General features: G+C 70.8%; 23 protein-coding genes and 1 pseudogene. 10 read left to right on the plus strand and 14 right to left on the minus strand.

The features are described from left to right. Positions 1-372: AfsR/SARP family transcriptional regulator (locus ACYQ77_RS18655; protein ID WP_459712977.1), on the minus strand; the 372-nt coding region annotated here is incomplete at its 3' end. A gap of 88 nt (positions 373-460) precedes the next feature. Here ACYQ77_RS18655 and ACYQ77_RS18660 point away from each other — a divergent pair. The 4 genes from ACYQ77_RS18660 to ACYQ77_RS18675 all read left to right on the plus strand — a co-directional run bounded on the left by ACYQ77_RS18660 (position 461) and on the right by ACYQ77_RS18675 (position 2967). Next, positions 461-1087 carry a vWA domain-containing protein gene (locus ACYQ77_RS18660; protein WP_459712979.1) on the plus strand — a complete coding sequence of 209 codons (627 nt, stop codon included), beginning with the start codon at positions 461-463 and terminating at the stop codon, positions 1085-1087. Then, entirely contained in the window at positions 1087-1914 is an 828-nt protein-coding gene (locus tag ACYQ77_RS18665; RefSeq protein ID WP_459712980.1) for a protein phosphatase 2C domain-containing protein, read from the plus strand. The genes ACYQ77_RS18660 and ACYQ77_RS18665 overlap by 1 nt, the downstream gene beginning before the upstream one ends. Beyond that, positions 1902-2702 carry a hypothetical protein gene (locus ACYQ77_RS18670; protein WP_459712982.1) on the plus strand — a complete coding sequence of 267 codons (801 nt, stop codon included), beginning with the start codon at positions 1902-1904 and terminating at the stop codon, positions 2700-2702. Before ACYQ77_RS18665 ends, ACYQ77_RS18670 begins: the two co-directional genes overlap by 13 nt. 100 nt (positions 2703-2802) lie before the next feature. Then, positions 2803-2967, plus strand: a complete 165-nt coding sequence (locus tag ACYQ77_RS18675) for a hypothetical protein (protein WP_459712984.1) — start codon at positions 2803-2805, stop codon at positions 2965-2967. 49 nt (positions 2968-3016) lie between these two features. Here the strand turns inward: ACYQ77_RS18675 and ACYQ77_RS18680 are convergent, their stop codons facing one another. Next, positions 3017-3148, minus strand: coding sequence for a hypothetical protein (locus ACYQ77_RS18680; protein WP_459712986.1), 132 nt, complete (start codon positions 3146-3148; stop codon positions 3017-3019). Positions 3149-3338: 190 nt separating this feature from the next. Here ACYQ77_RS18680 and ACYQ77_RS18685 point away from each other — a divergent pair, with 190 nt between their 5' ends. Further along, the gene (locus ACYQ77_RS18685; protein WP_459712988.1) at positions 3339-3806 is read left to right on the plus strand and encodes a hypothetical protein; all 468 of its coding nucleotides are present in this window, start codon (positions 3339-3341) and stop codon (positions 3804-3806) included. Here ACYQ77_RS18685 and ACYQ77_RS18690 read toward each other — a convergent pair. The 7 genes from ACYQ77_RS18690 to ACYQ77_RS18720 form a co-directional block, all read right to left on the minus strand. Then, positions 3803-5293 (minus strand): SEFIR domain-containing protein, encoded by a 1491-nt coding sequence (locus ACYQ77_RS18690; RefSeq protein WP_459712990.1) that lies wholly within the window; start codon positions 5291-5293, stop codon positions 3803-3805. The genes ACYQ77_RS18685 and ACYQ77_RS18690 overlap by 4 nt on opposite strands. A 200-nt stretch (positions 5294-5493) precedes the next feature. Continuing rightward, a complete protein-coding gene (locus ACYQ77_RS18695; RefSeq protein WP_459712992.1) occupies positions 5494-5778 on the minus strand; it encodes a hypothetical protein in 285 nt (94 codons plus the stop codon). A gap of 97 nt (positions 5779-5875) precedes the next feature. Beyond that, positions 5876-7831, minus strand: a complete 1956-nt coding sequence (locus ACYQ77_RS18700; RefSeq protein WP_459712994.1) for a GH25 family lysozyme — start codon at positions 7829-7831, stop codon at positions 5876-5878. Between the two features lie 282 nt (positions 7832-8113). After that, a complete protein-coding gene (locus tag ACYQ77_RS18705) occupies positions 8114-8701 on the minus strand; it encodes a GTP-binding protein (protein WP_459712996.1) in 588 nt (195 codons plus the stop codon). Next, positions 8682-9053 (minus strand): DUF742 domain-containing protein, encoded by a 372-nt coding sequence (locus tag ACYQ77_RS18710; RefSeq protein ID WP_459712998.1) that lies wholly within the window; start codon positions 9051-9053, stop codon positions 8682-8684. The genes ACYQ77_RS18705 and ACYQ77_RS18710 overlap by 20 nt, the downstream gene beginning before the upstream one ends. 4 nt (positions 9054-9057) lie before the next feature. Continuing rightward, complete coding sequence (locus ACYQ77_RS18715) at positions 9058-9474, minus strand: roadblock/LC7 domain-containing protein (RefSeq protein ID WP_459713001.1); 417 nt, start codon at positions 9472-9474, stop codon at positions 9058-9060. Positions 9475-9509: 35 nt separating this feature from the next. Beyond that, positions 9510-11792: a sensor histidine kinase gene (locus ACYQ77_RS18720; RefSeq protein WP_459713002.1), complete on the minus strand. Its 2283-nt coding sequence runs from the start codon at positions 11790-11792 to the stop codon at positions 9510-9512. 251 nt (positions 11793-12043) lie between these two features. Here ACYQ77_RS18720 and ACYQ77_RS18725 point away from each other — a divergent pair, with 251 nt between their 5' ends. Next, positions 12044-14818 (plus strand): DUF7507 domain-containing protein, encoded by a 2775-nt coding sequence (locus tag ACYQ77_RS18725; RefSeq protein ID WP_459713004.1) that lies wholly within the window; start codon positions 12044-12046, stop codon positions 14816-14818. Positions 14819-15715: 897 nt separating this feature from the next. Here ACYQ77_RS18725 and ACYQ77_RS18730 read toward each other — a convergent pair. Next, positions 15716-16696: a helix-turn-helix transcriptional regulator gene (locus ACYQ77_RS18730; protein ID WP_459713006.1), complete on the minus strand. Its 981-nt coding sequence runs from the start codon at positions 16694-16696 to the stop codon at positions 15716-15718. 113 nt (positions 16697-16809) lie between these two features. Here ACYQ77_RS18730 and ACYQ77_RS18735 point away from each other — a divergent pair, with 113 nt between their 5' ends. Beyond that, entirely contained in the window at positions 16810-17406 is a 597-nt protein-coding gene (locus tag ACYQ77_RS18735) for a trimeric intracellular cation channel family protein (RefSeq protein ID WP_459713008.1), read from the plus strand. Between the two features lie 3 nt (positions 17407-17409). On the opposite strand, the gene ACYQ77_RS18740 is transcribed toward ACYQ77_RS18735, so the two are convergent. Next, entirely contained in the window at positions 17410-17943 is a 534-nt protein-coding gene (locus tag ACYQ77_RS18740; protein ID WP_459713010.1) for a DoxX family protein, read from the minus strand. Positions 17944-17996: 53 nt separating this feature from the next. Continuing rightward, a complete protein-coding gene (locus ACYQ77_RS18745; RefSeq protein WP_459713012.1) occupies positions 17997-19130 on the minus strand; it encodes a cytochrome P450 in 1134 nt (377 codons plus the stop codon). A gap of 64 nt (positions 19131-19194) precedes the next feature. Between ACYQ77_RS18745 and ACYQ77_RS18750 the strand changes: the two genes are divergently transcribed. Then, complete coding sequence (locus ACYQ77_RS18750; RefSeq protein WP_459713015.1) at positions 19195-20262, plus strand: TetR/AcrR family transcriptional regulator; 1068 nt, start codon at positions 19195-19197, stop codon at positions 20260-20262. A gap of 53 nt (positions 20263-20315) precedes the next feature. After that, positions 20316-20492, plus strand: a complete 177-nt coding sequence (locus ACYQ77_RS18755; RefSeq protein WP_459713017.1) for a CsbD family protein — start codon at positions 20316-20318, stop codon at positions 20490-20492. 391 nt (positions 20493-20883) lie between these two features. On the opposite strand, the pseudogene ACYQ77_RS18760 reads toward ACYQ77_RS18755, so the two are convergent. Beyond that, a pseudogene (locus ACYQ77_RS18760) lies at positions 20884-21879 on the minus strand (transposase); the annotation flags it as partial. A 176-nt stretch (positions 21880-22055) separates the two neighbouring features. Here ACYQ77_RS18760 and ACYQ77_RS18765 point away from each other — a divergent pair. Then, on the plus strand, positions 22056-22412 hold the full coding sequence (locus tag ACYQ77_RS18765; protein ID WP_459713019.1) for a VOC family protein: 357 nt from the start codon (positions 22056-22058) through the stop codon (positions 22410-22412). Positions 22413-22415: 3 nt separating this feature from the next. Here the strand turns inward: ACYQ77_RS18765 and ACYQ77_RS18770 are convergent, their stop codons facing one another. Next, a complete protein-coding gene (locus ACYQ77_RS18770; RefSeq protein ID WP_459713021.1) occupies positions 22416-22973 on the minus strand; it encodes an alpha/beta fold hydrolase in 558 nt (185 codons plus the stop codon). Between the last annotated feature and the right edge of the window lie 54 nt (positions 22974-23027).

The raw sequence follows: 23027 nt of genomic DNA on the forward strand, positions 1-23027 counted from the left end.
CCACAGGTCCAGCGCCTCGTGGAACTTCGCGACGTCGCTGTCCTTGGCCGCCTCCGCGCGCAGGCGGCGGAAGCGGTTCAGGTCGATCAGATCCGGGTCGACGCGTAACAGATAGCCCGTCGGAGTTTTGTCTATCACTACCTCGGGCGTCGGCTTGAAGACCTTTCTCAGCCGCGCGATGTAACTGGTGATCAGGTCCGAGCGGGGTTGTTCCTGGCCGCGCCACACGTATTCCTGCAGGTATTCCCGCGTCACCGCCCGGTTGGCGTTGAGCAACAGGATCACCAGCACGTAGCGCTGTTGCAGGTCCCCAGGGTCCACCGAGGCGCCCTCGTGCCACACCTCGAACGGGCCGAACAACCGAAAGTCCATATCTGATCCAGGTCTGGTGCGGGTGCGCGCGTCATCCTCTCCCTCCGGGAGGGCGAGAATGCCAGAACAAATACTGCCGTTTTACGTTGTGTGCGACCAGTCGTACTCGATGGCCGACCACCTCGACGCGTTGAACGACGGCTTGGCGCAACTGCACGCCGCCGTCGGCACCGACCCCGTGGTGGCCGACAAAACAAGGTTCTGTCTCATCGGGTTCGCGGGAAACGCCGAAGTGTTACAGCCGCTGTGCAGCGCGAGCGACGTCGTGCGGCTCGTCGGGCTGGCCACGCAGGCGGGCACGAACTTCGGTGCGGCGTTCACGCTGCTCCGCGAGACCATCGAGGACGACGTCGCCGCGCTCAAGGCCGATGCGCACCAGGTGTACCGGCCCGCCGTGTTCTTCCTGTCCGACGGGCACCCCACCGACCCGGCGGTGTGGCCCGCGACGTACGAACGGCTCGTCGACCCGGAGTGGGCGGCGCGGCCGAACATCATCGCGTTCGGGATCGGCGACGCGGACGCCGCGACCATCGGCCGGATCGGCACGTTCCAGGCGTTCATGAGCCACGGCGGGGTCAGCCCGGCCGCCGCGCTCCACGGTTTCGCCCACGCGCTCACCACGTCGGTCGTCCGCACCGCGGGCGACAGCGACCTGCTGCTGCGGGTCCCGACGCAGGTGGCGGGCTTCACCGCACTGAGGATCGATCAGCTGTGATGACCGACGACCGCGTCTGGGGCGACGAAGGCGTCTTCCGGCCGCGTGAACTGGGACAACCGTCGCGCACGGCGGGCGAACCGTGGCGGCTGGACGGGGTGGCCGACGTGCCGGACACCGTCGTCGACGCGGCCCGCGTCGGCACGCTCGAGGTGCGGGCCGCGTCCAGCAGGGGCGCCAAGCACCGCGTCAACGGCAAGGTCAGGCAGGACGCGATGAGCGTGGCCGAGCTCGGCGGGCGGTTCGTGCTCATCGCGGTCGCGGACGGGGCTGCCGGGGCGAGCCACGCCCACCGCGGCGCGCACCTGGCGGTGCGGCACGCCGTCGGTTACCTCGCGTGGGCGCTGCCCGGCTCGGACCTCGACGTCGTGGACATGGCGGGCGCGTTGCGGGCCGCCGACCGCGCGCTCCGCGAGGCGGGCCCGAACCCGGAGACGAGGCGGACCACGCTGACCGTCGCGGCCGTCGAGCTGGGCTGGACCGGGAAGGGGCACCGGTATCGCGCGGCGCGGATCGGCGACAGCCCGGCGATGGTGCTGACCGACGGGGTGTTCCTGCCGCTGTTCGGCAAACGCGGCGCGGCGGGCGACTGCCTGCCCACCCCACGCGGCCCCGCCGACGGTGTGCGCGGGGTGCTGCGGCCCGGTGAGGCGCTGGTGGTGGCGTCGGCCGGGGTCGGCACGCCCGTGCGGGAGTCGCCGGTCGGGGCGTACCTCGCGGAGTCGTGGGTGCGGCCGCCCGGGCCCGTCGCCTTCCTGCACCAGCTGCAGTTCGACCTCCGCGCGTTCGACGAGGACCGCACGGCGGTGGTGGTGTGGGCCCGTTAGGGGACGCACAGCTGACCGACCTGACGGCGGCGGACCGGATCGCGGAGGGCGGGCAGGGCACGGTGTTCCGGCTGAGCAGGCCGGCGGGGACGCTGCTCAAGCTGTACCACCGCGAGGTGGCCGTGCTGGCGGGCGAGCTGGGGCGGCTCATCGACCTGCCCGCGCGCGCCGTGGTGGCGACGCGGACGGCGTGGCCGAGCGGGCGGGTGTTCGACCGCGGCCGGTGCGTGGGGCTGCTGATGCCGGAGGCCCCCGCCCGGTTCGCCACGACGATCGCGGGCAGGCCGCGGCTGCTGGAGCTGCAGTACCTGCTGTACCCGAAGCGCGCGATGTGGGCGGACCTGACGTTGCCGACGGAGGAGGAGCGGCGGCGCATCGCCGTCGGGTACCTCGAGCTGTTCGCGGAGCTGCACCGCAACGACGTCATGGTCGGCGACGTGTCGATGCGGAACCTGCTGTGGACGCTGCAGGAGGGCCCCGGCGTGTTCGCGATCGACTGCGACGGCTTCCGGCTCGCCGGGCGGCCACCCGCGGTGCGCCCCGCGGACACGGCGGGCTGGGCGGACCCGGCGGGGTCGCGCGAGGTCACGCTCGACACCGACCGGTACAAGGTCGCGCTGCTGGTGCTGCGGCTGCTGCTCGGCAACCACCGCGTGACACCGGAAGAGGTACGCGCGAGGCCGGTGCTGCGCGGCCGGCTCGGGCCTGCGCTGTCCGTGCTCGCCGCCCGCGCGGCGGCCCCGGGCAGGCGCCCGGCGGCCGAGTGCTGGCTGGGCGCCCTGTCGTGACCGTTTCCCGTCTCCTCCTCGGCGGGCAACGGGAAACGGGTATCAGGACAGGTTCCGCCTGCCTCATTCTCGAGGTGTCAACGAATTCGTGGAGGAACCGATGAGAATTCTCGTCTCGCTCTCGGGAATGCTGCGGCTGGTCGCGCTGTGCTTCGTGCTCGGCGTCGCGCTCGGCATCTACCTGGGGATCGGCGGCGCGCCGGAGGCCACCCCACCGGCCCCGGTCGACACGACGTCCCAGGTGGACGAGCTCGCCGCACCGTGACGGCGCGGCGGCTCTCAGATGTGCGCCTACCCGGCCGCGAGCGTGTGCGTCAGTCCTCCGGTGCCGGGATGGTCTCGCCGCAGCGGGGGCACGGAGTGGGCGGCTCGTCCTCGGCGAGCGCGCCGCACTCCGGGCACACGCGGGCGAGCCAGCAGACCGACTCGCCGCCCTCTTCCGTCATGCCTCCATTGTGCGCCTACGGGCGAGCCGGCAGGGAGGCACTCTCTTTCGTCAGCGCAGGTGCCTCAACGGGAAGATCAATAAGAAATCTCTGCACGGAAGTGTGACGCGGCGCGTGTCATACCGGAGTTGACGTCGCACGATGCCAAGATGACAGGACCCGTGCCGCCAGTTGGAATCGAGGTCGACGAATGAGCAACAAAGGCACCGAGGCGCGAAGGGTTGTCATTTGTGGATCAATGAAGAACCTCGGGCTCATGAACGGAATCGCCGAAATTCTGGAGACGTCCGGCCTCGACGTCGTGACCCCGGAGCCTGATGAGCGCACCGCGGTGTCGGCAGCGGCGAAGCGTGCTGCGTCGCTCCGGCACATGGGCCAGATACGGAACCAGCGGACCGCCGCGATCCTGGTCGTCAACGTCGATCGGCCAGGAGCACTCAACTACGTCGGACCCAATTCATTCGCAGAGATCAGCGTCGCATTCGCGGACCAACGAAGGGTGTTCCTCCTCCAGGGCATGCCTGACTACTACGCGGACGAGCTAGCCGCATGGGGCGTGGAATGCCTGAATGGCGACCTACCTCGAATGGTCCGCGACCTGGGGGCCCAGGAAGAACTGGACCCGACACGGTGGCAGGAGGTCTTCCAGTACAGCTAGACCTCCGTTGCCGTCCGATGATCGACAGGCTGTGGTTTCGTCACGGCTGACACGACCGCCGCGGTCACCCCCGGATTCGACCGCAGTTCGACGAGCCGCTCGGGTCGCGCTCCCAGCACCAGGTCCACCACACGATTCGACTCGAGTGCGCGCATCACTCTCCCGTACGGCAGATCACGGACCGATCCACCACCCACCCGTGGGCTGTTGAGGTATGTCAGCTCCGTCACGACTCCGGCGCCCAGTTCGTCGGTGTAACTCTCGAAGTAGGCCGAGTTGACTTCCGACCCCGCGCGGCGCGCGACGATCGACTCGACGCCGCTCGACGGCGCCGCGTCGAACAGCAGCCTGGTGACGTACTCCGGGGTGAACGCACGCCCCTCGAGCGAATCTGGCACCTGCTGCCAGCGTTGCTCCAGCTTCGAGAGGGACGACATCGGATAGGGCAGACCCGCGACGACCACAGACAGGTCGTCAAGCCTCCGCTGCCAGGCGTTGGTGATGTCCGAAGTCGCGGACCTCGCTCTGGTCCGGAATGGGGGAGTCACCGCCGTCGCCGACAGCACGGCCTCGTAACGTCGGTAGCGCGGACCGTCGGGCTCGTACTGCAGCAGTTTGCGCGCGGCGAAGTCAACGATGTTGGCTTCGCCGCCCACGAGCGTGATCTGGCCGGTGTCGAACAGGCCGCGGTACTCGTCGACTGTCTCCGCACAGAGATCGGATTCGATGTAGCTCGCGGCCGGGACGAACACCGTATGGGCGGCCAGCACGGCAAGGCGTGTCGCGTTGCGTGCCTCGCGGGCGATCAGGTTCTTGTTCCTTCCACGTGACACCTGGTCGAGGAAGTGCGGGTCGAAGAAGTGGAGGAACAACCGATCGAATGGTGCCACCCGCGAGGACTCCTCCCAAGCAAGTCGGCTCGGCAACACCGGCACCCGGCCGAGCGGGACGGGGATGGCACGCGGTTGGCCTGTGATCACCCGGAGCAGGTCCTCCGCACCGGCGACCGTGAAGTCGGTGACGGGATAGCTGGTCACCGACACACGTCCGAACCACGCTGGAATGTCGTCGGTAGATCTTCCAGGTAGCAACACCGGCAGAAACTTGCTCTCCGCCGCTGACCGGTCGGCGTAGTACTCGTCGCGGATCAGCGCGGCCTCCCACTGCACACCACGCCCCTCGCCGGGTTCCGCGTCACCCTCGCTACGCCGCCGATACTCCGGCGAGGCGATGATCAGCACGAAATTCGATTCCCTCACCTGCTGGAGCATCCACAGCGACCAGTCCCGGCGTCGGTCGGTCGCGGGGAGGTCGAGGACGGCGTCGATTCCGTTGTTGCGCAGCAGGACATACAGTCGCCACACGTCGTCCATGTGACCGGCGTCTTCGTGCGCGTACGAGATGAACACACGGACCGCCGGGGCTTCCGCCCCGGCTGCCTCAACGGGCACCGAGCCGGAGTCCGGCGGCGGCGTCGCGTGGCTCACAACTCGAGGTAGTTGCTCGCGATCAACTGCCGCTCCCATTCGGCATATGTCCCCCTGGTTCCCGCGAAGAGCGGCGCGGGGTTTTCCGCACGAAGTTTCACGACCAGTTGCCGCGCCGGAAGAACATGGTCCACGGGAACGGCGAGTGGAAGATCGACCGGACTTTCGCTGAAGTAGACCGGTCGGTTTGCCTGGATGACTCACCCCAACTCGTAGCAGGTGGTTCTGCCGACGTATCCCCCGGGAGCGACGACGTAGGTGAGGCAAGCACGCAGGATTCGGTGGAGCGCGGCGGTCTGGACAGTGGGGTCGTCCCAGGCCGGTTCGTCGGTCCGGAACCTGACGAACGGAATTCCCTCCTCGATGACCTGGCTGCCGAGAGGGCTCGTGACCTCCCAGCCCGCGTCACGGAACTCCAGCCACGCCACCAGAACGTCGGGGTAGTGCTGGCGGAAGCTGCCGATGATGGCGACCGTCCGGCCCATCTTCACAGAATACGGGGCAATTCGTACCGTCACCGCGCCACCGACAATCAGTGGCGGTTATTGACCACTAATTGTCAGGTGGCGCGGCTTCCGGCGCCTACGGGACGAAGTAGCCCGCCAGGTCGGCGATCACGTTGATCGAGCCCGAGTTGTTGAACATCCACACGTCCCGGTTGGGGCCGAGTGCCACCGACGCGAGGTTCGGCAGGATCTGGCCCTTCGTGAGCTGGACGTTCGACGTGCTCGGGCGGGTCGGGGTCGCGCTCGTCCTCGGGTACGTGGCGAGGTACGTGGCGAGCGTCGGCTGGACGCCGGTCAGGTTCATGACCGCCGCCGTCGCGCCTGCCGGGATCGGGCCCGCCATGGTCAGGGTGAAGGCCGAGCCGCCGCCGCTCACCGCGGTCCAGGTGATGCGGTTGACGCGGGTGTCGATGACCCGCATCGGGGACAGCGCGACGAACTTCGCGCCCGTGCCGGGGCTGTAGTAGCCGGCCAGGTCGGCGATCAGGTGGACCGAGCCGTTGTGGTTGTACAGGTCGATCGACCGGTTCGTGCCGAGCCGCACGGTGACCAGGTTGGACGTCGGGTTCGCGTTCGCCAGGTTCAGGTTCGACGCGCTGGACCGGGTGGTGCCGGTCGGGTACGCGGAGACGAACGTGGACGCCGTCGCGCCGACGCCGGTCAGGTTCAGCGTCACGGCGGTCGCGGTCTCGGGGACCCGGGCCGACAGGTTCAGCGTGATCTTGCCGCGGGCGCCGACGGCGCCGGTCGACGTCCTCGTGTCCAGCGCGCGTTGCGGCGCGAGCGCGGTGTAGAGACCGGCACCCGCGGTGTCGTACCAGCCCGCCAGGTCGGCGACCAGGTGCGTGTTGCCGTAGTTGTTGTACAACGCCACCTTGCGGTCCGCGGTGAGCTGCACGGTCACCAGGTTGGGGCGGATCTCACCGGCGGCCAGGTTCAGGTTCGACGAGATCGGCCGGTCGCGGCCCGCCGGCCACACGGTGACGAACGTGGTGGAGCCCGCGATCGCGGTGACGTTCAGCACCGCGGACGTCGCGGTGGCCGGGATGCGGGACGACAGGTCGAGCGTGACGACGCCACGGGTGCCGACCGGGGTCGTGGTGGGCACGCCGATCGCGCTGCGGGTGTCGAGGACCCGGGTCGGGGCGACCGCGGTGTAGCCGGCGGGCTCGGAACCCTTCGTCGCCAGCGCGGCCAGGTCTTCCTCGCTGTGCGCGTAGTTGCCGTCGACCTCGCCGCCGATGCCGGGGACCGTCTGCTTGTTGCTGTACTGCCACAGGTCCCAGTCCGACCAGCCCGCGGGCAGGTTCGGGGAGGTGGCGGTGGTGTAATGCGCCACCCACAGCGGGTAGCTCGCGAACGCGGTGCTGCCGGCCAGGCACTGCTGCCACCAGCTGGCCGCGGTGTAGATGATGGGTTCGATGCCGGTGCGGACCTTGATCCGGTTGACGTAGTCCTGGACCCAGGTGACCAGTTCCGCGGGCGTCTTGTCGTAGCAGGCGTTCGCGTACTCGAGGTACGGGTTCCACTCGAGGTCGACGACCGGGCGCAGCGTCTTGCCGTTCGACGTGTAGTTGGCGCGCGCCAGGAAGTAGTCGGCCTGCACGACACCGTTGGAGTCGTTGGGGGTCGCGAAGTGGTACGCGAACGAGTACATGCCCGCCGCCTGCGCGCCCGCCATGTCGCTCGCGTAGTCCGGGTTCAGGTAGTAGTTGCCCTCGGTCGCCTTCACCGCGGTGAAGCGGATGCCGCTCGCCGCGACCTGGTTCCAGTCGATGGTGGCGCCGTTGTCGTGCTGGTGGCTCGCCACGTCGATGCCGCGCACGTACTCGGCCGCCGCGGCCGACGTCCGCGCCGACACACCGTCGAACTCCTGCGCCATCTGCGGGCTGTGCGTGTTGCCGACGTTGTCGCGCACCACCCCGCCGACGACCGGGTACTCCCCCTCCTCGGCGTTCGCGGCCGGCGCGACGGCCGTCACCACCCCCGCCGACAACACCGCAGCCAGAACCGCACCGAGCACACGCCGCATGGACTTCCCCCTGGGGACCGAGAGATCTCTTCGCCTCTTCATCGCTCCTGTATGGCGACAGTTACACCCGATTGCGTCACACCCGGGGAATCGTTGTCCGAACTGGCCGTCAGCAGTGCGACGATCAGGAGCGCCAGCGCGGCGGCGGCGAGCACGCACGGTCATCGCCGCCGCCTCGTGGCCGACGGTTCCCTTGACGTTCACCGCCCACATGCCGGTGCCGTGCATGAGGATCAAGCAGCCAGGCACCCATCGCCAAGTGGTCGACCACGGCAGCGCCTCTCAGTACCGGCGGACCGGTTGCGGTGCGTCCAGAGTGGACAGCGCGTGTTCGCTCGCCGCGATCAGCACGTCCGTCGCCGACCGCCCGTCGCGGGCGTCGCAGGTGACGATCCGGACTTCCGGCGCGATCCGCAGCGCCTCGCGCACCTCGTCGGTGGTGAAGCGGCGGGCGCCGTCGAACTCGTTGACCGCCACCAGGAACGGCATGCGGCGCGACTCGAAGTAGTCGATGGAGGAGAACCCGTCGGCGAGCCGCCGCGTGTCCACCAGCACCACCGCGGCGATCGCGCCCTGCACGATGTCGTCCCACATGAACCAGAACCGGCGCTGGCCGGGCGTGCCGAACACGTACAGCACGAGGTCGTTCGCGAGCGTGCGCCTGCCGAAGTCCATGGCGACCGTGGTCGCGAGCTTGTCCGGGATCACCGACAGCTCGTCGACGCCGACGCTCGCGCTGGTCATCAACGCCTCGGTGCGCAGCGGGGTGATCTCCGAGATCGCCCCGACGAACGTGGTCTTGCCCACCCCGAAACCGCCGGCCACCACGATCTTCGCCGACGTGATCCGCTCACTTCGCCCGTAGTCCACTCAGGACCCTCTCGATCAGCTCACGCCGTTCCGCGTCGTCCGCGTCCCGGGCGAGGGTGGCCTCGACGTGCACCATCCCGTCGGCCAGCAGGTCCGCCACCAGCACCTTCACCACGCCGAGCGGCACCGCGAGGTACGCGGCGAGCTCGGCGACCGAGCGCGGCCGCGCGCACAGCCGGGTGATCGTCCAGGCGGCGCTGGTGAGGCTCGGCGGCAGGTCACGGCCCGCGGGCGTGGTCACCACCCGCGCCTCGACCGCGATCTCGACGGACGGCTCGGTCCGCCCCTCGGTCCAGGAGTACGGCCGGGCCAGCGCGGGGGACGGCCGCTCCCCCTCCTCCGCTCCGCTCACGGCATCAGCCCTGCTCCGGCGCTCCGCGGACCGGCGTGTCGACCATCCGCCCGACCCGGTCGACCAGCAGCGTCATCTCGTAGCCGACGAGCCCGATGTCGCAGCCCGCGGCGGCGACCACCGCGAGGTGCGAGCCGTCGCCGACGCTCATCAGCAACAGGAACCCGCCCTCCATCTCGATCACCGACTGGACGACCCGGCCCGCGGTGAACAGCTCCGCGGCGCCGACCGTCAGGCTCGTGAGCCCGGCGGTGAGCGCGGAGAGCTGGTCCGCCCGGTCCCGCGGCAGCGCGTCGCTCGCCGCGACGAGCAGGCCGTCCGCGGACACCAGCACCGCGTGCGCGACGCCGGGCACCTCCTGGGTGAACGCGGACACCAGCCAGCCGAGCGACTGCTCGGTGGCAGTCGTGCCTTCACTCATCTCGTGTGCTTTCCCATCCTTGTTCGGCCCCGCGTTCATCCCGCCGACCCGGGCTGCTCACGGGCACGGCGCGCGGCGAGCACGCCGTCGTAGTGCCGGGAGAGGTTGCTCCTGATCGACTCTGGGTCGCGGAAACCGGTCCGTGGCGCGGTCTTGGGGCGTTCGGCCGGCAGCGTGCGCGCACCGGGCGTGCGGACCGGGAGGCCGTTCGCCGTGGTGGCGGGCTGCTGCGGTGCGGCGGGCGCGCGCACCGGCACGGCCGGGGTGAGCCACTGGTTCGCCTGCGGCTCCTCCGGCGCGGTCTCCTCGACGAACCAGCTGGACGTCGCGGGATCGGGTGCGGGCTCCGGCGGCGCGGCGGCGGCGATCTCCTTGCGTGCCGGGACGGCGGCGGTGAGCGTGGCCGCGACGACGCTTTCCGGGGTGGTGCCCGCGATGACGAGCGTGCCGGGCACGTGGATGCTGGCGGTGATCCCGGCGCGGCTCGCGCGTTCGAACGTGGGCCGCAGGCGGACGAGCACACCGTGGCGCGCGGCGAGGCGGCTCACCACGTACAGGCCCATGCGGCGGGTGGTCTCCGGGTCGACGGCGTCGGTCGCGGCGAGCCGTTCGTTCGCGGCGGCGATGTCGTCGGGCGCCATGCCGAGGCCCGCGTCGACGACCTCGAACAGCAGGCCGCCGTCGGCGCCGCGGTCGGCGGACAGGACGACCTTGCGGTCCGGCGGCGAGAAGCGGGTCGCGTTCTCCAGCAGCTCGGAGAGGATGTGCACGACGTCGGCGGCCGCGGACGCGCGGACCGAACCGGTCGGCGCGTGCGCGAGGGTGATGCGGCGGTAGTCGTCGATCTCGGATGTGGCCGCCCGCAACAGTTCCACGACGGTCACCGGTGCCGTGTCGCGGCGCGACGGGGTGCCGCCCGCGAGCACCTGCAGGTTCTCGCCGTTGCGGCGCAGGCGGGTCGCGAGGTGGTCGAGGCGGAACAGCCCGGCGAGCCTGCGCGGGTCCTGCTCGTCGTGCTCCAGGCTCTCGATCACCTCGAGCTGCGACTCGACGAGCGTCTGGCTGCGGCGTGACAGCGTCATGAACATCTCGCTGATCTGCCTGCGCAGCTCGGCCTGTTCCCCGGCGAGGCGGACGGCCTGCGCGTGCATGTCGTCGAACGCCCGCGCCAGCTGGCCGATCTCCTCGGTGCCGCGCACCGGCACGGCCTGCACGGACGTCCAGTCGACCTGCTCACCGGCACGCACCCGTTCGACCGTCTTCGGCAGTTGCTCGTGGGCGGCGTGCAGCGCGGCCTCCCGCAGCCTGCGGACCGGCGACAGCAGCGACCGCGCGACGACCAGTGCGACGGCGAGCGCGGTGAGCAGCGCGGCGATCACGATGGCGGCGTCCCGCAGGGCGGCGGAGCGGGCCTCGTTGGTGCGTGCCGCGACCGTGTCCCCGAGCGAGGTGACCAGTTGCCGCGACAGCTCGCGGACGCGTTCGGTATGGCCCTGCAGGTCCGGCAGCAGGTCCCGCAGGTTCACCGAGCGCGGGTCCACCACGGCCTGCTGCAGCGTGGCACGACGGGCCCGCGCGGTGTCGGTCGCCGCGGCGAACTCGGCGGCGGCCCGGTCCGGCAGGTCGAGCTTGAGTTGCTCGCCGAGCACGCGTTCCTCCGCGGCGGACTGCTGCGCCGCGGCGGCGATGGCGCGGTTGCCCGGCGCGGTCGAGTGCCGGATCAGCGCCTCCTCGGCGGCGAGCGAGGAACGCAGCAACAGCAGCGACCGGACCGAAGTGGACAGATCGTCGAGGTCGCCGCTCCGCGCCACCTCGACGACGCCGGGCACCAGTTCGGTCAGGCCGTTCACGACCTCCTGGTACGCGGCGAGGTCCGTGACCGGGTCGCCGACGTCGTTGCTGGTCTGCAGGCGCACCGCGTCGAGGCGCCCCAGCGCGTCGGACAGCGTGCGGTCGACCTGGGCGGGCAGGCGCGCGAAGTTCACCGCGTCGCGGACGGTGACCACCTGCCGGTCGACGGCGGCGCGCTGCGCGCGCAGGCGTGGCCGGTCCGCCCGGTCGTTGATCACCGCGCTGACCATCTCGTCGACCACGAGGTCCGCGAGCCGCAACGATTCGCCGAGCACCGCCATCTGGTCGCGGATCGTGCTCAGCCGGTTGGCCTCGTCCAAACGCGACTGGACGCGGACCGCGCCGAGCACCAGCGCGATGAGTGCGGGCAGCAGCAGGACCGCCGCCACCTTCGTCCGCAGGTTCCAGTTGTCGATGCGCCATCTCGTGGCGTCGCGCTCGCGCGACTCCGGGGCCCCACTGCCCATGTGTCCGCCTTGACTTCCGGCGTGGGTGATTCGCGTTACATCCCGACCTGGCCTGAGCACACAATCGGAACCGAAGGTCGGTGTCAAGACGTGGTTCGGAATTTGACGACCGTGGCAAGATCGTCCCCGTTGCACGGCACGGCACACCGCTGGCCACCGTCGTCACTGACTGTCGGGGGTCGAAACTCGGGCACCAGCGGTCTCGGGACGCATTGGGTGTGTCAATGATTCGCAGGTTTTCCGCTGCCATCGTGGCCTTGCTGGCCGCTGGTGTGGTCAGCGTCACTTCCACCGGTACGGCGTCGGCGGCGGCGTCACCACAGGTCTTCGGTTGCGCGGACGGCGCCGCGCTCGAGTACGTCGTGCCCGCGGGCGTGACGGACGTGCACGTCCGCGCCGAGGGCGGCGGGGACGGCGGGGTCGTCGAGGCGTCGGTCGAGGTCGAACCCGGCGAGGTGCTCGGCGTGGTCACCGGCTGCGCGGGCGGCGCCGGCTACCACTGGGGTGGCGGCGGCGGTGTGTCCAAGGACGGCTCGTGTGCGGACGGCGCACCGGGCGCGGGCAGCAGCGCGGTCCTGACCGGCGACTTCTCCTCGGTGATCGTCGAGGCGGGCGGCAGCGGCGGCGCGGGCGGCGACTGTGCCGGGAACACCGGCGGCACCGGCGGTTCCGGCAGCCCGTCCGGTGTGGACGGTGCCGCGGGCCCCGGTCCGCAGCCGGCCGCGGGTGGCCGCGGCGGTGTGCGCGCGACCGGTCTCGGCGACAACGGCAGGGCGGGCCGCGGCCGCACCGGCGCGGGTGGCGGCGGCGGTGGCGGCGGCTGCCGCGGCGGCGCAGGCGGCCAGGGCGGCGTGAACCAGGCGGGCGCGGGTGGTGGCGGCGGCAGTTCGTGCGCGGGCCCGCTCGCGTCGCGGGCGTCGTTCGGCACCGGCGGCACGGGCCGGGTCGTGATCAGCCCGGAGCTGCTGACCGCGACGAACGGCGGCTCGGACGTCATCGACAGCAACGGCAACGGCCGCCAGGACATCGGTGACCGCGTCGAGTACTGGGTGACGGCCCGCAACGACGGCGGCGTCACGGTGAGCGGCGTGTCGGTGACGGCGTCCGGGGTGTCGCTCACCTGCACGGGTGCCACCACGCTCGCCCCCGGCGCGACGCTGACCTGCACCGGCGTACGCGTGCTGTCGTCGGCCGACGTGACGGCCCGCGGCTTCACGATCACGTCGACCGCGACCGGCACGTCGTCCGGCGGCACGACGCTGACCGCGACCGCGTCCCGCACCACGAAGCTGAACCCCGCGCCGGGCATGACGCTCACGCTCGACGCGACGGTCACCGACACCGACGGCGACGGCCGCACCGACCGCGGCGACGTCGTCACCACCACGGCGACGGCGACGAACACGGGCGGCGCCGTGCTGCACAAGGTGACGCTGACCGGCGACTGCACCACCCCGGCCCTGATCATCGGCGAGTCGACGACGTGCACCACCACGCACGTGATCACCGCGGACGACATGGAGACCGGCACGGTCACCGCGACCGCGACCGCGTCGGCCACCACACCGGACGGCAAGCCGGTGCAGGCGCCGCGCGCGCAGGCGACCACGCGGGTGACGCAGATCGCCGCGCTGGCCGTGACGAACACGGTGACGTCGGTCGAGGACACGGACGCCAACGGCCGCACCGACAGCGGTGACGTGCTCACGTACGAGGTCACGGCGACCAACACGGGCACGGTGAAGGTGTCCGGTGTGGTCACCACGCTGCCGGGCGTGACGCTGACGTGCGCGCCGGAAACCCTTGCGCCGGAAGAGACCCAGACGTGCACGGGCACCTACACCCTGACCCCGGCGGACGCCGACCAGGGCAAGGTCACCCACGTGGCCACGGCGACGGGCACGTCGGTGGCGGGCGAGGCCCAGTCGCAGCCGGCGCCCGCGACGACCGAGATCCCGGTGGTGGCAACACTGTCGGCGACGGTCGACACGGTGGTCGAGGACGTCAACGAGAACGAGCTGACCGACACGGGCGACGAGCTGACGCACACGGTCACGCTGACGAACGAGGGCACGGTGACGCTGACGAACGTCGGCGCGGAAGGCCTGACCTGCGCGACGACGACCGTCCCGGCGGGCGAGTCGGTGGTGTGCACCGGCACGTACGTGGTGCGGCAGGCGGACGTGGACGCGAACACCCCGGTCACCTACGCGGTGACGGCACGCGGCACCACCCCGGCAGGCGCGGAGGTGACGACCCCGGTGACGGCGGAGACGGAGCTGAGCAGCACCCCGGAACTGACGATCACCACGAGGGCCACCACCGACGGCAAGACGGTGGCGTACACGGTCACGGCAACCAACACCGGCACGGTGACGCTGCACCAGGTGTCCACACTGGACTGTGCGGTGGCTGCCCTGGCCCCGGGCGAGTCGGCGACCTGCGAAGGCACCCAGGAGGTGACGCAGGCGGACCGCGACCGCGGCCACGCGAGCGTGATCGCGACGGCGAGCGCCACCACCCCGTGGAGCGAGCCGGTGGCGGCGACCCCGAGCGAGGCCCGCGCGGACGTGGCGCAACACCCGGCCATCGCGGTCACGAACGAGGTGGCGGTCGAGGGCACCACGCTGACGTACACGGTGACGACGACCAACACCGGCGACGTGACCCTGACGAACGTGACCCCGGACCTGACCGCGGTGCAGCTGACGTGCGCACCGGTGCGCCTGGCCCCGGGCGAGTCGACGACGTGCCGGGCCACGCACCACGCGACAGGAAAGGTGACGGCAACGGCGACGTCGACGGGCACGACCCCGTCGGGCGAGCGCATCACGTCCGCCCCGGCAACGGTGACGGCCACCGTCGCGGCACCGTCCCCGGCGCCGGTCCCGGCGCCTGTCCCGCAGGGCGGTCTGGCATCGACCGGCGTGACAGCGGTGACGGAGATGGTCGTCGCGGGCGTGGTGGTGCTGGCACTGGGCCTGGGGCTGCTGCTGTTCACGCGCCGGCGGCGCCGCGACCAGTAGCAGCCCCGAACCTCAGCCGGAATCGGTGACGCCGCGCATCCTCACTCCCTCCGCGATCACGGAGCAAGCATCAGGTCGCGGCGTCACCGTCCACGAGTGCTCTTGCGGTCAATGTCCCCTTTCGGCCACACAGGACTTGTCCACAACCGCCACGGTTATCCACAGCCGACCGGAAAACCCCCACCGTTGTCACCCCCCACTGGTAGACTGGCAAGGCGGGTGGCCCCCGGGATCGGGTGGGGCTCGAGGTTATGTCCTGGGCGGGGAGTTTTCGCAGGTCAGAGGGGTTTCGCGGCCTGAAGGGCCGTGCCGGAGACGTGCGGCGGACCCGCTGCTGAGGCGGGTTCGCCTTTCAGGGCACCGCCGGAAGCAAGACGCGAAGGGCCCGCGAAGCGGGCCAGTACCACTCCGCGAAAGGCGCGTTACCGGCACTCAACGCCGCGAACGCGCCTTTCACGGCACAACCGCCACCCGGGAACCCGGACGCGGAGCGCCCGGTCCGCGAAGCGGGCTTCGCCCGCCAAGCCGAGCGGCAGCTCACCAAGGGCCTGCTGCCTGCCATCCCGTCGACCTGGCGAAGCCCGATCACGCCGTGTCAAGGGGGCCCGAAACCCAAAGCACCCACATGCCCAAGCCGCCGGGCCCCCTTGACGCGGTGTGATAGCCCTCCGGGAGGTCGACGGGATTGCAGGCAGACCCTGGAAACCAGTCCTTGCCAACCCAGCCCCGTGCAAGACCCCCTGCCATCCCGGAGACCAGCCCCTCCGGCGAGGAGGCCCGTCCGGCAGGACGCCCTCCGGCGAGGACACCACCCAGAACGGGGACAACCCAGGACGGGGACAACCCAGGACGGGCGAACCCCAGAACGGGGACAACCAAAGAGAACCCCGCAAACGACTACAACCAACCCCGCCGAACAGCAGCCACCCCAGCCGCGAACCGGCTGTCCACCTGCAAAATCTCCAAAATCGCACTGACATGCCTGCGCACGGTGCGCACAGCGGTCCCGGTGTGATTGGCAATCGACTCGTCGGTCAACCCGGACGCGAGCAACGTCAGCACCTTGTGCCGGGCAGGAGTCAACTCATCCGGCACCTTCCCACCGATAGGCGTGGTGTCCGGAGCACTCCACAGGGCGTCGAACCACTCGGCCAGCAGTTTCAGCAACGCAGGCGACTCGATGTACAGAGCCCCGCGCGCGCCGGTGTGATCGATGGTCACCAGGGCAACGGCATCGTCGACGTGCATCATCTTCAACGGCACCGTCTGCCGGACCCGCGCCTGCTCACCGGCCAGCACGGACTGCTCGATGCTGTACGAACCCCAACTGTCGGCCGCGTGCTGCGCGTCGTACAGCATCCGGAACTCGACGCCCGCCGCGATCGAGTCCGACGGCGGCAGCAGCAACCCCTCGGTGGTCGGCTCGTTGCCGGACCGCGCGGTGAACGTGGCCCGCAGCAGCCTCCTCGGCGACCGGTACAGCCCCGCCGCCAGCCGGGCCATCTCCGCGCGGTCGCGCACCGCACGCACGTCGGACCCGTCGAGGTCGCCGTCGGTGAGGCCGCTGACCGGGGACACGAGCGCGGCGAACCGCTGCCACGTCTCGGCCAGCCCCGACTGCAGCGCGGCCAGGTGCCGGTGCTGGCGGTCGAGCAGCCTGCGCAGCGCGATCGACGGGTGCACGGCGCGGGCGATGCGGCTCGTGCCGTGGCCGGCGAACGTGATCAGGCCCGCGTCCAGCAGTTCGCGCGCGGTGCTGTCGTCGAGGTCGAACCGGCCGGGGCCCGCGCCGACCGGCAGGTGCACGGCCTCGTGCAGCCGGTCGTAGGCCGCCGCGGCCTCGTCCGACACCAGCCCAGCCAGCACCCTGTCCGTCATCGCCGACCTCCGTCCACCCGCTGCACGGTATCCACCACTACCTGCTGAACGCGCGGACGGAGCGGGAGGGTGCCGGGACCGGCACTGTCCATGTGAGACTGCCGCATGTGGTGTTGACGGCGGTTCTTGACTACGTCGGTGTCGCGACGTTCGCCATGGGCAGCACGGTCGGCGCGCGGGACCGGCGGCTCGACCTGGTGTCGGCGGCCCTGCTCGGCACGGTGGCCGGGATCGGCGGCGGCACGCTGCGCGACCTGGCGCTCGACCGGACGGTGTTCTGGCTGCACGCGCCGAGCTACCTGTACGTCTGCGTGGGCGCCGCGGCGCTGGTGTGGTTCGTCGGCGCCGGGCCGCGGCGCAGGCAGACGTTGCTGTTCCTGGACGCGCTGGGGATCAGCGCGTTCGCGGTCGTCGGCGCGCTGATCGCGCGGGACGAGGGCATGGTGGCACCCGTGGCGGTGGTGATGGGCATCCTCACCGCCACGTGCGGCGGCATCCTGCGTGACGTGCTCGCCGGCGAGCGGGCCGCCCTGGTGCGCAAGGACGTCTACATCTCGGTCGCCATGCTGTCGGCGCTGGTGTTCGTCGTGGCCGGGGTGCTGGGGCTCCCCCAGGTCCCGGCCGCGATCGCGGGTGCCGCGGTGGGCACGGTGCTGCGCGTGCTGGCCATCACCCGCCGCTGGCAGCTGCCCGCGCCCCCGCGGACCTGAGCATCACCCGGGCAGCACCGCGCTGGCCGCGCCCTGCACCGTGTTGGCGGCGGTGCGGGCGGCGCGCTTGGCCCGCCAGGCCGCCGACGGCTTGCCGTGCGTGTCGGCCGCCGCCAGGAGCAGGCCGCCGACCAGGCCCATGTTCTTGAGGAACTGGACCTGCTGGTGGGCGCGCTCCGCCGGGTCGGTCTTGTCCCAGAAGGCGTGCCCGGCGAGCGTCGTCGGGATCGTGCTGCTCGCGAGCACCAGCGCCGCGAGCCGGGGGAACCTGCCGAGACCGAGCATGAGCCCGGCGCCGACCTGTGCGGCCGCGTTGATCTTGACCAGCGACTCCGCGTCGGTCGGGATCTTGTCGACCACCTTGTCCGGCACCTTGTCGAGGGCCTGGTCCGGGATCTTCTCGAGGACCTGGTGGGTGGCCTTGTCGACGGCAGGCCCGGCGGTCTCGAGGCGGGGTTTCGGGTTGCGCAGCGTGTTGATGCCGCCGGACACGAAGACGGCCGCCAGCATCGGACGTGCGATCCGGCGCAGGATCATGAGATTCGACCTCCTGTGTTGGTTGAGGCCGACTTACCCGGAAACGGCGGTGCTCACACGCCCGTGCGCACGGGCAGCTCCGTGAGGCGCCATGTGCCGGGGTCCATCGCGCGCACCGGTTCACCCGCGAGCGTGATGTCCCTGGACGCGAGCGCGGCCAGCGCCACCTCGGTCTGCACCCGTGCGTGAGCGGCGCCGAGGCAGAAGTGCGGGCCGTGGCCGAACCCGAGCTGGGTCGCCGCGGCGCGCCGGACGTCGAAGCGGTCCGGGTCGGCGAACACGCGCGGGTCGCGGTTGGCCGCCGCGATCGCGACCGTCACCATCTCGCCCGCCGCGATGCGGACGCCGTGCACGTCGACGTCCTCGGCCGCGAACCTCGGCACGGTCAGCAGCTGCGGCCCGCACCAGCGCATCAGCTCCTCGACCGCGCCCGGCCACAGCGCAGGCTCGGCACGCAACGCCGCCAGGTCGTCCGGCCGCGCCCACAGCTCGGCCACCGCGTTCGCGATCAGGTTGGCGGGGGTCTGGCCCGCGAGCACGATGTGCCACACGAGCGTCACCAGTTCGGTGTCGGTCAGCCGGTCCTCCTGGCGGACGAGGTCGGCGACCACACCCGTCTCCGGCCGCGACGCCACCAGCGCCTTCGCGCCCTCGACGATGCCGGGGATCGCCTCGCCGAACCGCTTGCCGTCACCGGCGGCGACGATCGCGCCCCACTCCACCCAGTCGGCGCGGTCCGCCTCCGGGATGCCGACCAGCTCGCAGATCACGAGCATCGGCAGCGGCCGCGCGAAGTCGCGGAGCAGGTCCGGCTCGGCAGGCAGGCCCGCGAGCAGCTTGTCGACGACCGGTTCGACCGCGGACCGGAAGTCCTGCGCGCGGCGGGCCGTGAACCCGGGCGCGGCCAGGCGGCGCAGCCACAGGTGGTCGGGGCCGTCCATCTCGGACATGGTCCGCAGGTAGGTCCGGTAGGTGTCGGGGACGCCCGGGATGCCGGCGAAGCTCGCCGACCGGATCGCGAAGCGCGGGTCCGTGAGCATCGCGCGTGCGTCGTCGTGCCTGGTCAGGGCGTACATCGGCATACCGGGGACGTTCAGCCGCACCACCGGGCCCGCCTCACGGGCGCGGTTGTAGGCGGTGAACGGGTCGGCCATGACGGTGGGGTCGGTGAGGTCCACCTCGTGCATGTTCACTCCACATGTTGAGATCATATGATCTCATCATCTGAATGGTCCGAGTATCTTGTCAAGCATGAGCCGGCTGTCCCGAGCGGAGTCGCAGGAGCGCAACCGCGCGCTCGTCCTGGCCGCGGCGCGGGAGGAGTTCGCCGAGCGCGGGTACCGGGACGCGAAGATCGACCTCATCGCGGAACGGGCGGAGCTGACCCGGGGCGCCGTGTACTCGAACTTCCCCGGCAAGCGCGCGCTGTACTTCGCGGTGCTCGCGGACCTGGCCGAACAGGCGCCGACGACGGTCGTCCAGCCCGGCCGCACGACGGGTGACGCACTGGCCGCGCTGGCACGGGCGTGGCTCGCGCGGCTGCCGCCGACCGGGGAGGCGGCGCCGCTGGGCAAGGACGCGCTGTCGGAGGTCGTCGCCGACGAGGCGACCCGGCGGCCGTACGCGCAGCTGATGGCGCTCGACGCGGTGCTGCTCGGGCTGGCGCTGGAGCGGCTGCGGCCGGACGGGCGGCTGGTGCGCGTCGCGGAGACCGTGCTGACCATGCTGCAGGGCGCGAGCCAGCTGGCCGGCGCGGCGCCCGGGTTCGTGGAGCCGTTCAACGTGGTGGCGGCGTGCGCACAGCTCGCGTACCTCGACGTGGACGACGAGTGGCTGGAGCTGCCGTTCACCACGCAGGCGCGGGTGGTGGACGAGCCGTGGTCACCGCCCGCGGCGTGGGACTCCGTGCGGGGTGCGGAGGTGTCGCTGGCGGAGGACGGTGTCGTCGCGGTACTCGGCCTGAACCGCGCGGCGGCGGTGGAGCACGCGGTGCGGGCCGCCCCGGCCGACGCCACGGTCACGGCGGTGCTCGTGTCCGGTGCACCGCGCGAGCTGATCCCGCTGGCGCGGCTGGCGGTGGCGGAGCTGACGGGGTGCCTGCGGCAGGCGTTCCCGGAGTACGCGTGGCCGCGGCTGCGCGTGGTGTGCGACGGCACCGGTGCGCTGGCCGCCGCCCTGGGTGTGCCCGCGGTGAGCGATGCCACGGAAGTGGCCGTCCGCATCGCCCGCGGGCGGGTCGTCACCCGCGCGGAAGGCTACGGCGCGTGTCATGCCGCGGCGGCCGCACACGATCCGGTGAGCCGAGGTTTTCCCAGCTAGAAGGCCGGGCAGCCCCTGCGCGGAGATCGATCCACCCAGGGAAGGAGCACGGCATGAGCACGTTCGACGAGGCGAAGGACAAGGCCCAGGACTTCATGGGGCAGGCCAAGGAGAAGTTCGGCCGCCAGCAGGACGACCAGCAGAACGAGGGCTCGTCCGACCGCGTCGACGAGCTTCGCGACAAGGCCTCGGACGCCATGCAGAACGCCAAGGACCGTTTCGGCAACTGAGCTGGTCGCGGTGAGTGCCGCGGGTCGTGTGCGGACTCGCGGCACTCATCTGTCCACAGGTGGGGTGGTTGTCCACAGCCAAGATCGACATCCGTCCCCCTGTCGGTGGACACCGGTAGACTGGACAGCGGGGTGCCCCCGGGAGTGGTGGGGGCTGCCCGTACGTACTGGGGCCGCGGTTCTCTTTCGGTTTTCCCAGGTCACCGGTTTCTGTCCCGGGTTTGTGGTTGACCTTGTGGTGGGTTTTCCCTCCGGGGGGTCCTCGCCGGACGGGCTGGTCTCCGGGATGGCAGCAGGTCTTGCACGGGGCTGGGATGGCAAGGACTGGTGTCCGCGGCGGTGCCTGCCATCCCGTCGACCTCCCACGGGCTATCACCTGACTTGGCTCAAATTAGTGCGTACCGCGGTCGTGGATGCGGGTGAGGGCATCGCGGAGGCGTCGGGTAGCGGGTCGACGGCGGTGAGGGTGTGCTCGCCGGCCTGGATGTTGATGGTGCGGTAGCGGCGGGTGGTGCGCACGAACTTCTTGATCGACCAGCCGGTGGTCTGCTCGATCCACCTGCTGACGGCCAGGGCGGCGAACACGACCGTCAGGTGCGCGTCGATCGACTCGCGCTTGTGGTGGTAGATCGGCCGCGCCACGTCGGTCGTGCTCAGACATTCGGAACGACTTCTCGATGTGGAACAGTCGGTGGTAGGCGTCGATCACGAACTCGGCGGTGACGTCCGGGAGGTTGGCGCGTGCCTTGGCTTCCAGGGGCCGGTTGACACTCTTGGTGGCGCCGGTGAGCTGGATGAACCGGTTGCGTTTGACCGCGGTCTTGCCGGCGACGGCCTGCTCGGCCTTGGCGACCTGTTCGTCGATGCCGTGCAGGGTGCGCCGAGCCCGGACCGCCCGGTACTGGTAGTAGAGCCCTCGAACGCGTTAACCATCAACGGAAACCCGCTTGCGTCGGTGAGCAGCCCGATCGTGATCTGCGGCTCCAGGCGGCGTTCTTTGGAGAACCCAACTTCTGCTGCCAGGACTCTTTCGCGAACGCGGGCAGACGCCGCTTGAGGGTCGCGTACGCCGGCGGGTCGAAACCTGCCTCCTCGACCACCCGCAGACTGTCCAGCTTGCTGGTCGGCTCGACGATCCGTGCCAGCAGCAGTGAACGGAACACCTCGTCACCACCAGCGGCCTCCTCGAACCCCAACAGCTGGTAGGCGTGGCCGAGCGCGTCCCACAGGTACCCCATCCGCGACGACGTGATCGCAAGCGGCCCACCACCAGCACCACTGCCGGCCCGCAACGCCGCGAAGTCCGGGCCACAGCCAGACGCTGCCTCGCCACCGCCTTGAGCGCCTCCAACGCCGCGTCGTCATGCGCCGAGCCGATGTGCTCGATGTCCCGCGACCCGCGACGCGAGGAGTGCACGATCTGCACCGCCCTGGCCCCCGACGCCGTCTTCACCGTGCGCACATACGCCACGAGAGACAGCCTGGAACCGGCCGCTTGGTGCGCAGATTTCGCCGTTCACCCAAGATCAGCGATCTTGAGCCAAAGTCAGGTAAGGTTACGGAATGGTCATGCGGGTGGCGATTCCCGTGCTGCCGTGCCGAGATGTGGAGGCAGCGCGGTCGTACTTCACGGACGCGCTCGGATTCGACACCATATTCACCTGGGAGACCCCACCTAGCTACGCGGCCGTGATCCGCGACACCGCCGAGTTCCACCTGTACGCCGAAAGCAGCGTCGGCCCGACCAGGGTGACGGTTGTCGTCGACGACGTAGATTCCTGCCACGACGAGCTGCGCGCCCGCGGCGCCGACATCGTCGAGCCAGTGGCTGACCGGCCCTACGGGATGCGCGACTTCAACGTACGGACACCCGATGGGCACTTGTTGATCTTCAGCCAGCCGCTTACCGAGAACGGGTGACCATCAGCGGACCAGCCGGAAGAATGACCGGACCTCGTCGACGAACAACGTCGGCTGGTCGAACGCCGCGAAGTGGCCGCCCTTGCCGGGCTCGTTCCAGTACCGGATGTTCGGGAACCGGCGCTCCGCCCACCGCCGAGACGGGCGCTGCAGCTCCTTGGGGAAGACCGAACAGCCGGTGGGTACGGTCACCGGCGCGCCGGCCGACCCGGAGATCCATTCGTTGACCTGCCGGAGGCTTTCCCAGTACCGCCGGGCGGATGAGGCACCGGTGCCGGGCAGCCAGTAGAGCATCAGGTTGTCGAGCAGCTCATCCCGGGTAATAACCCGATGCAGGTCGCCACCGGAGTCGGTCCACGACCAGAACTTCTCGACGATCCAGGCGCAGAGGGCAGCCGGCGAGTCGACCAGCCCGTAGCCGACCGTCTGCGGCCGGGTCGACTGCCGCGCCGAGTATCCGGAGCCCCGTTCGTCCGCCTCCCGCAGTGTCGCGAGCGCCGCCCGCTCGGCACCGGTGAGGTCGTCCAACGTGGCCGGATCGGGCGGTGCGAGCGGCGGCATGAGATGGATGCCGGCGACTCGTGGCGATGCTGGTGCCCCAGTCGCTGCCCTCGG

The sequence above is a fragment of the Actinophytocola sp. KF-1 genome (genome assembly GCF_054661535.1).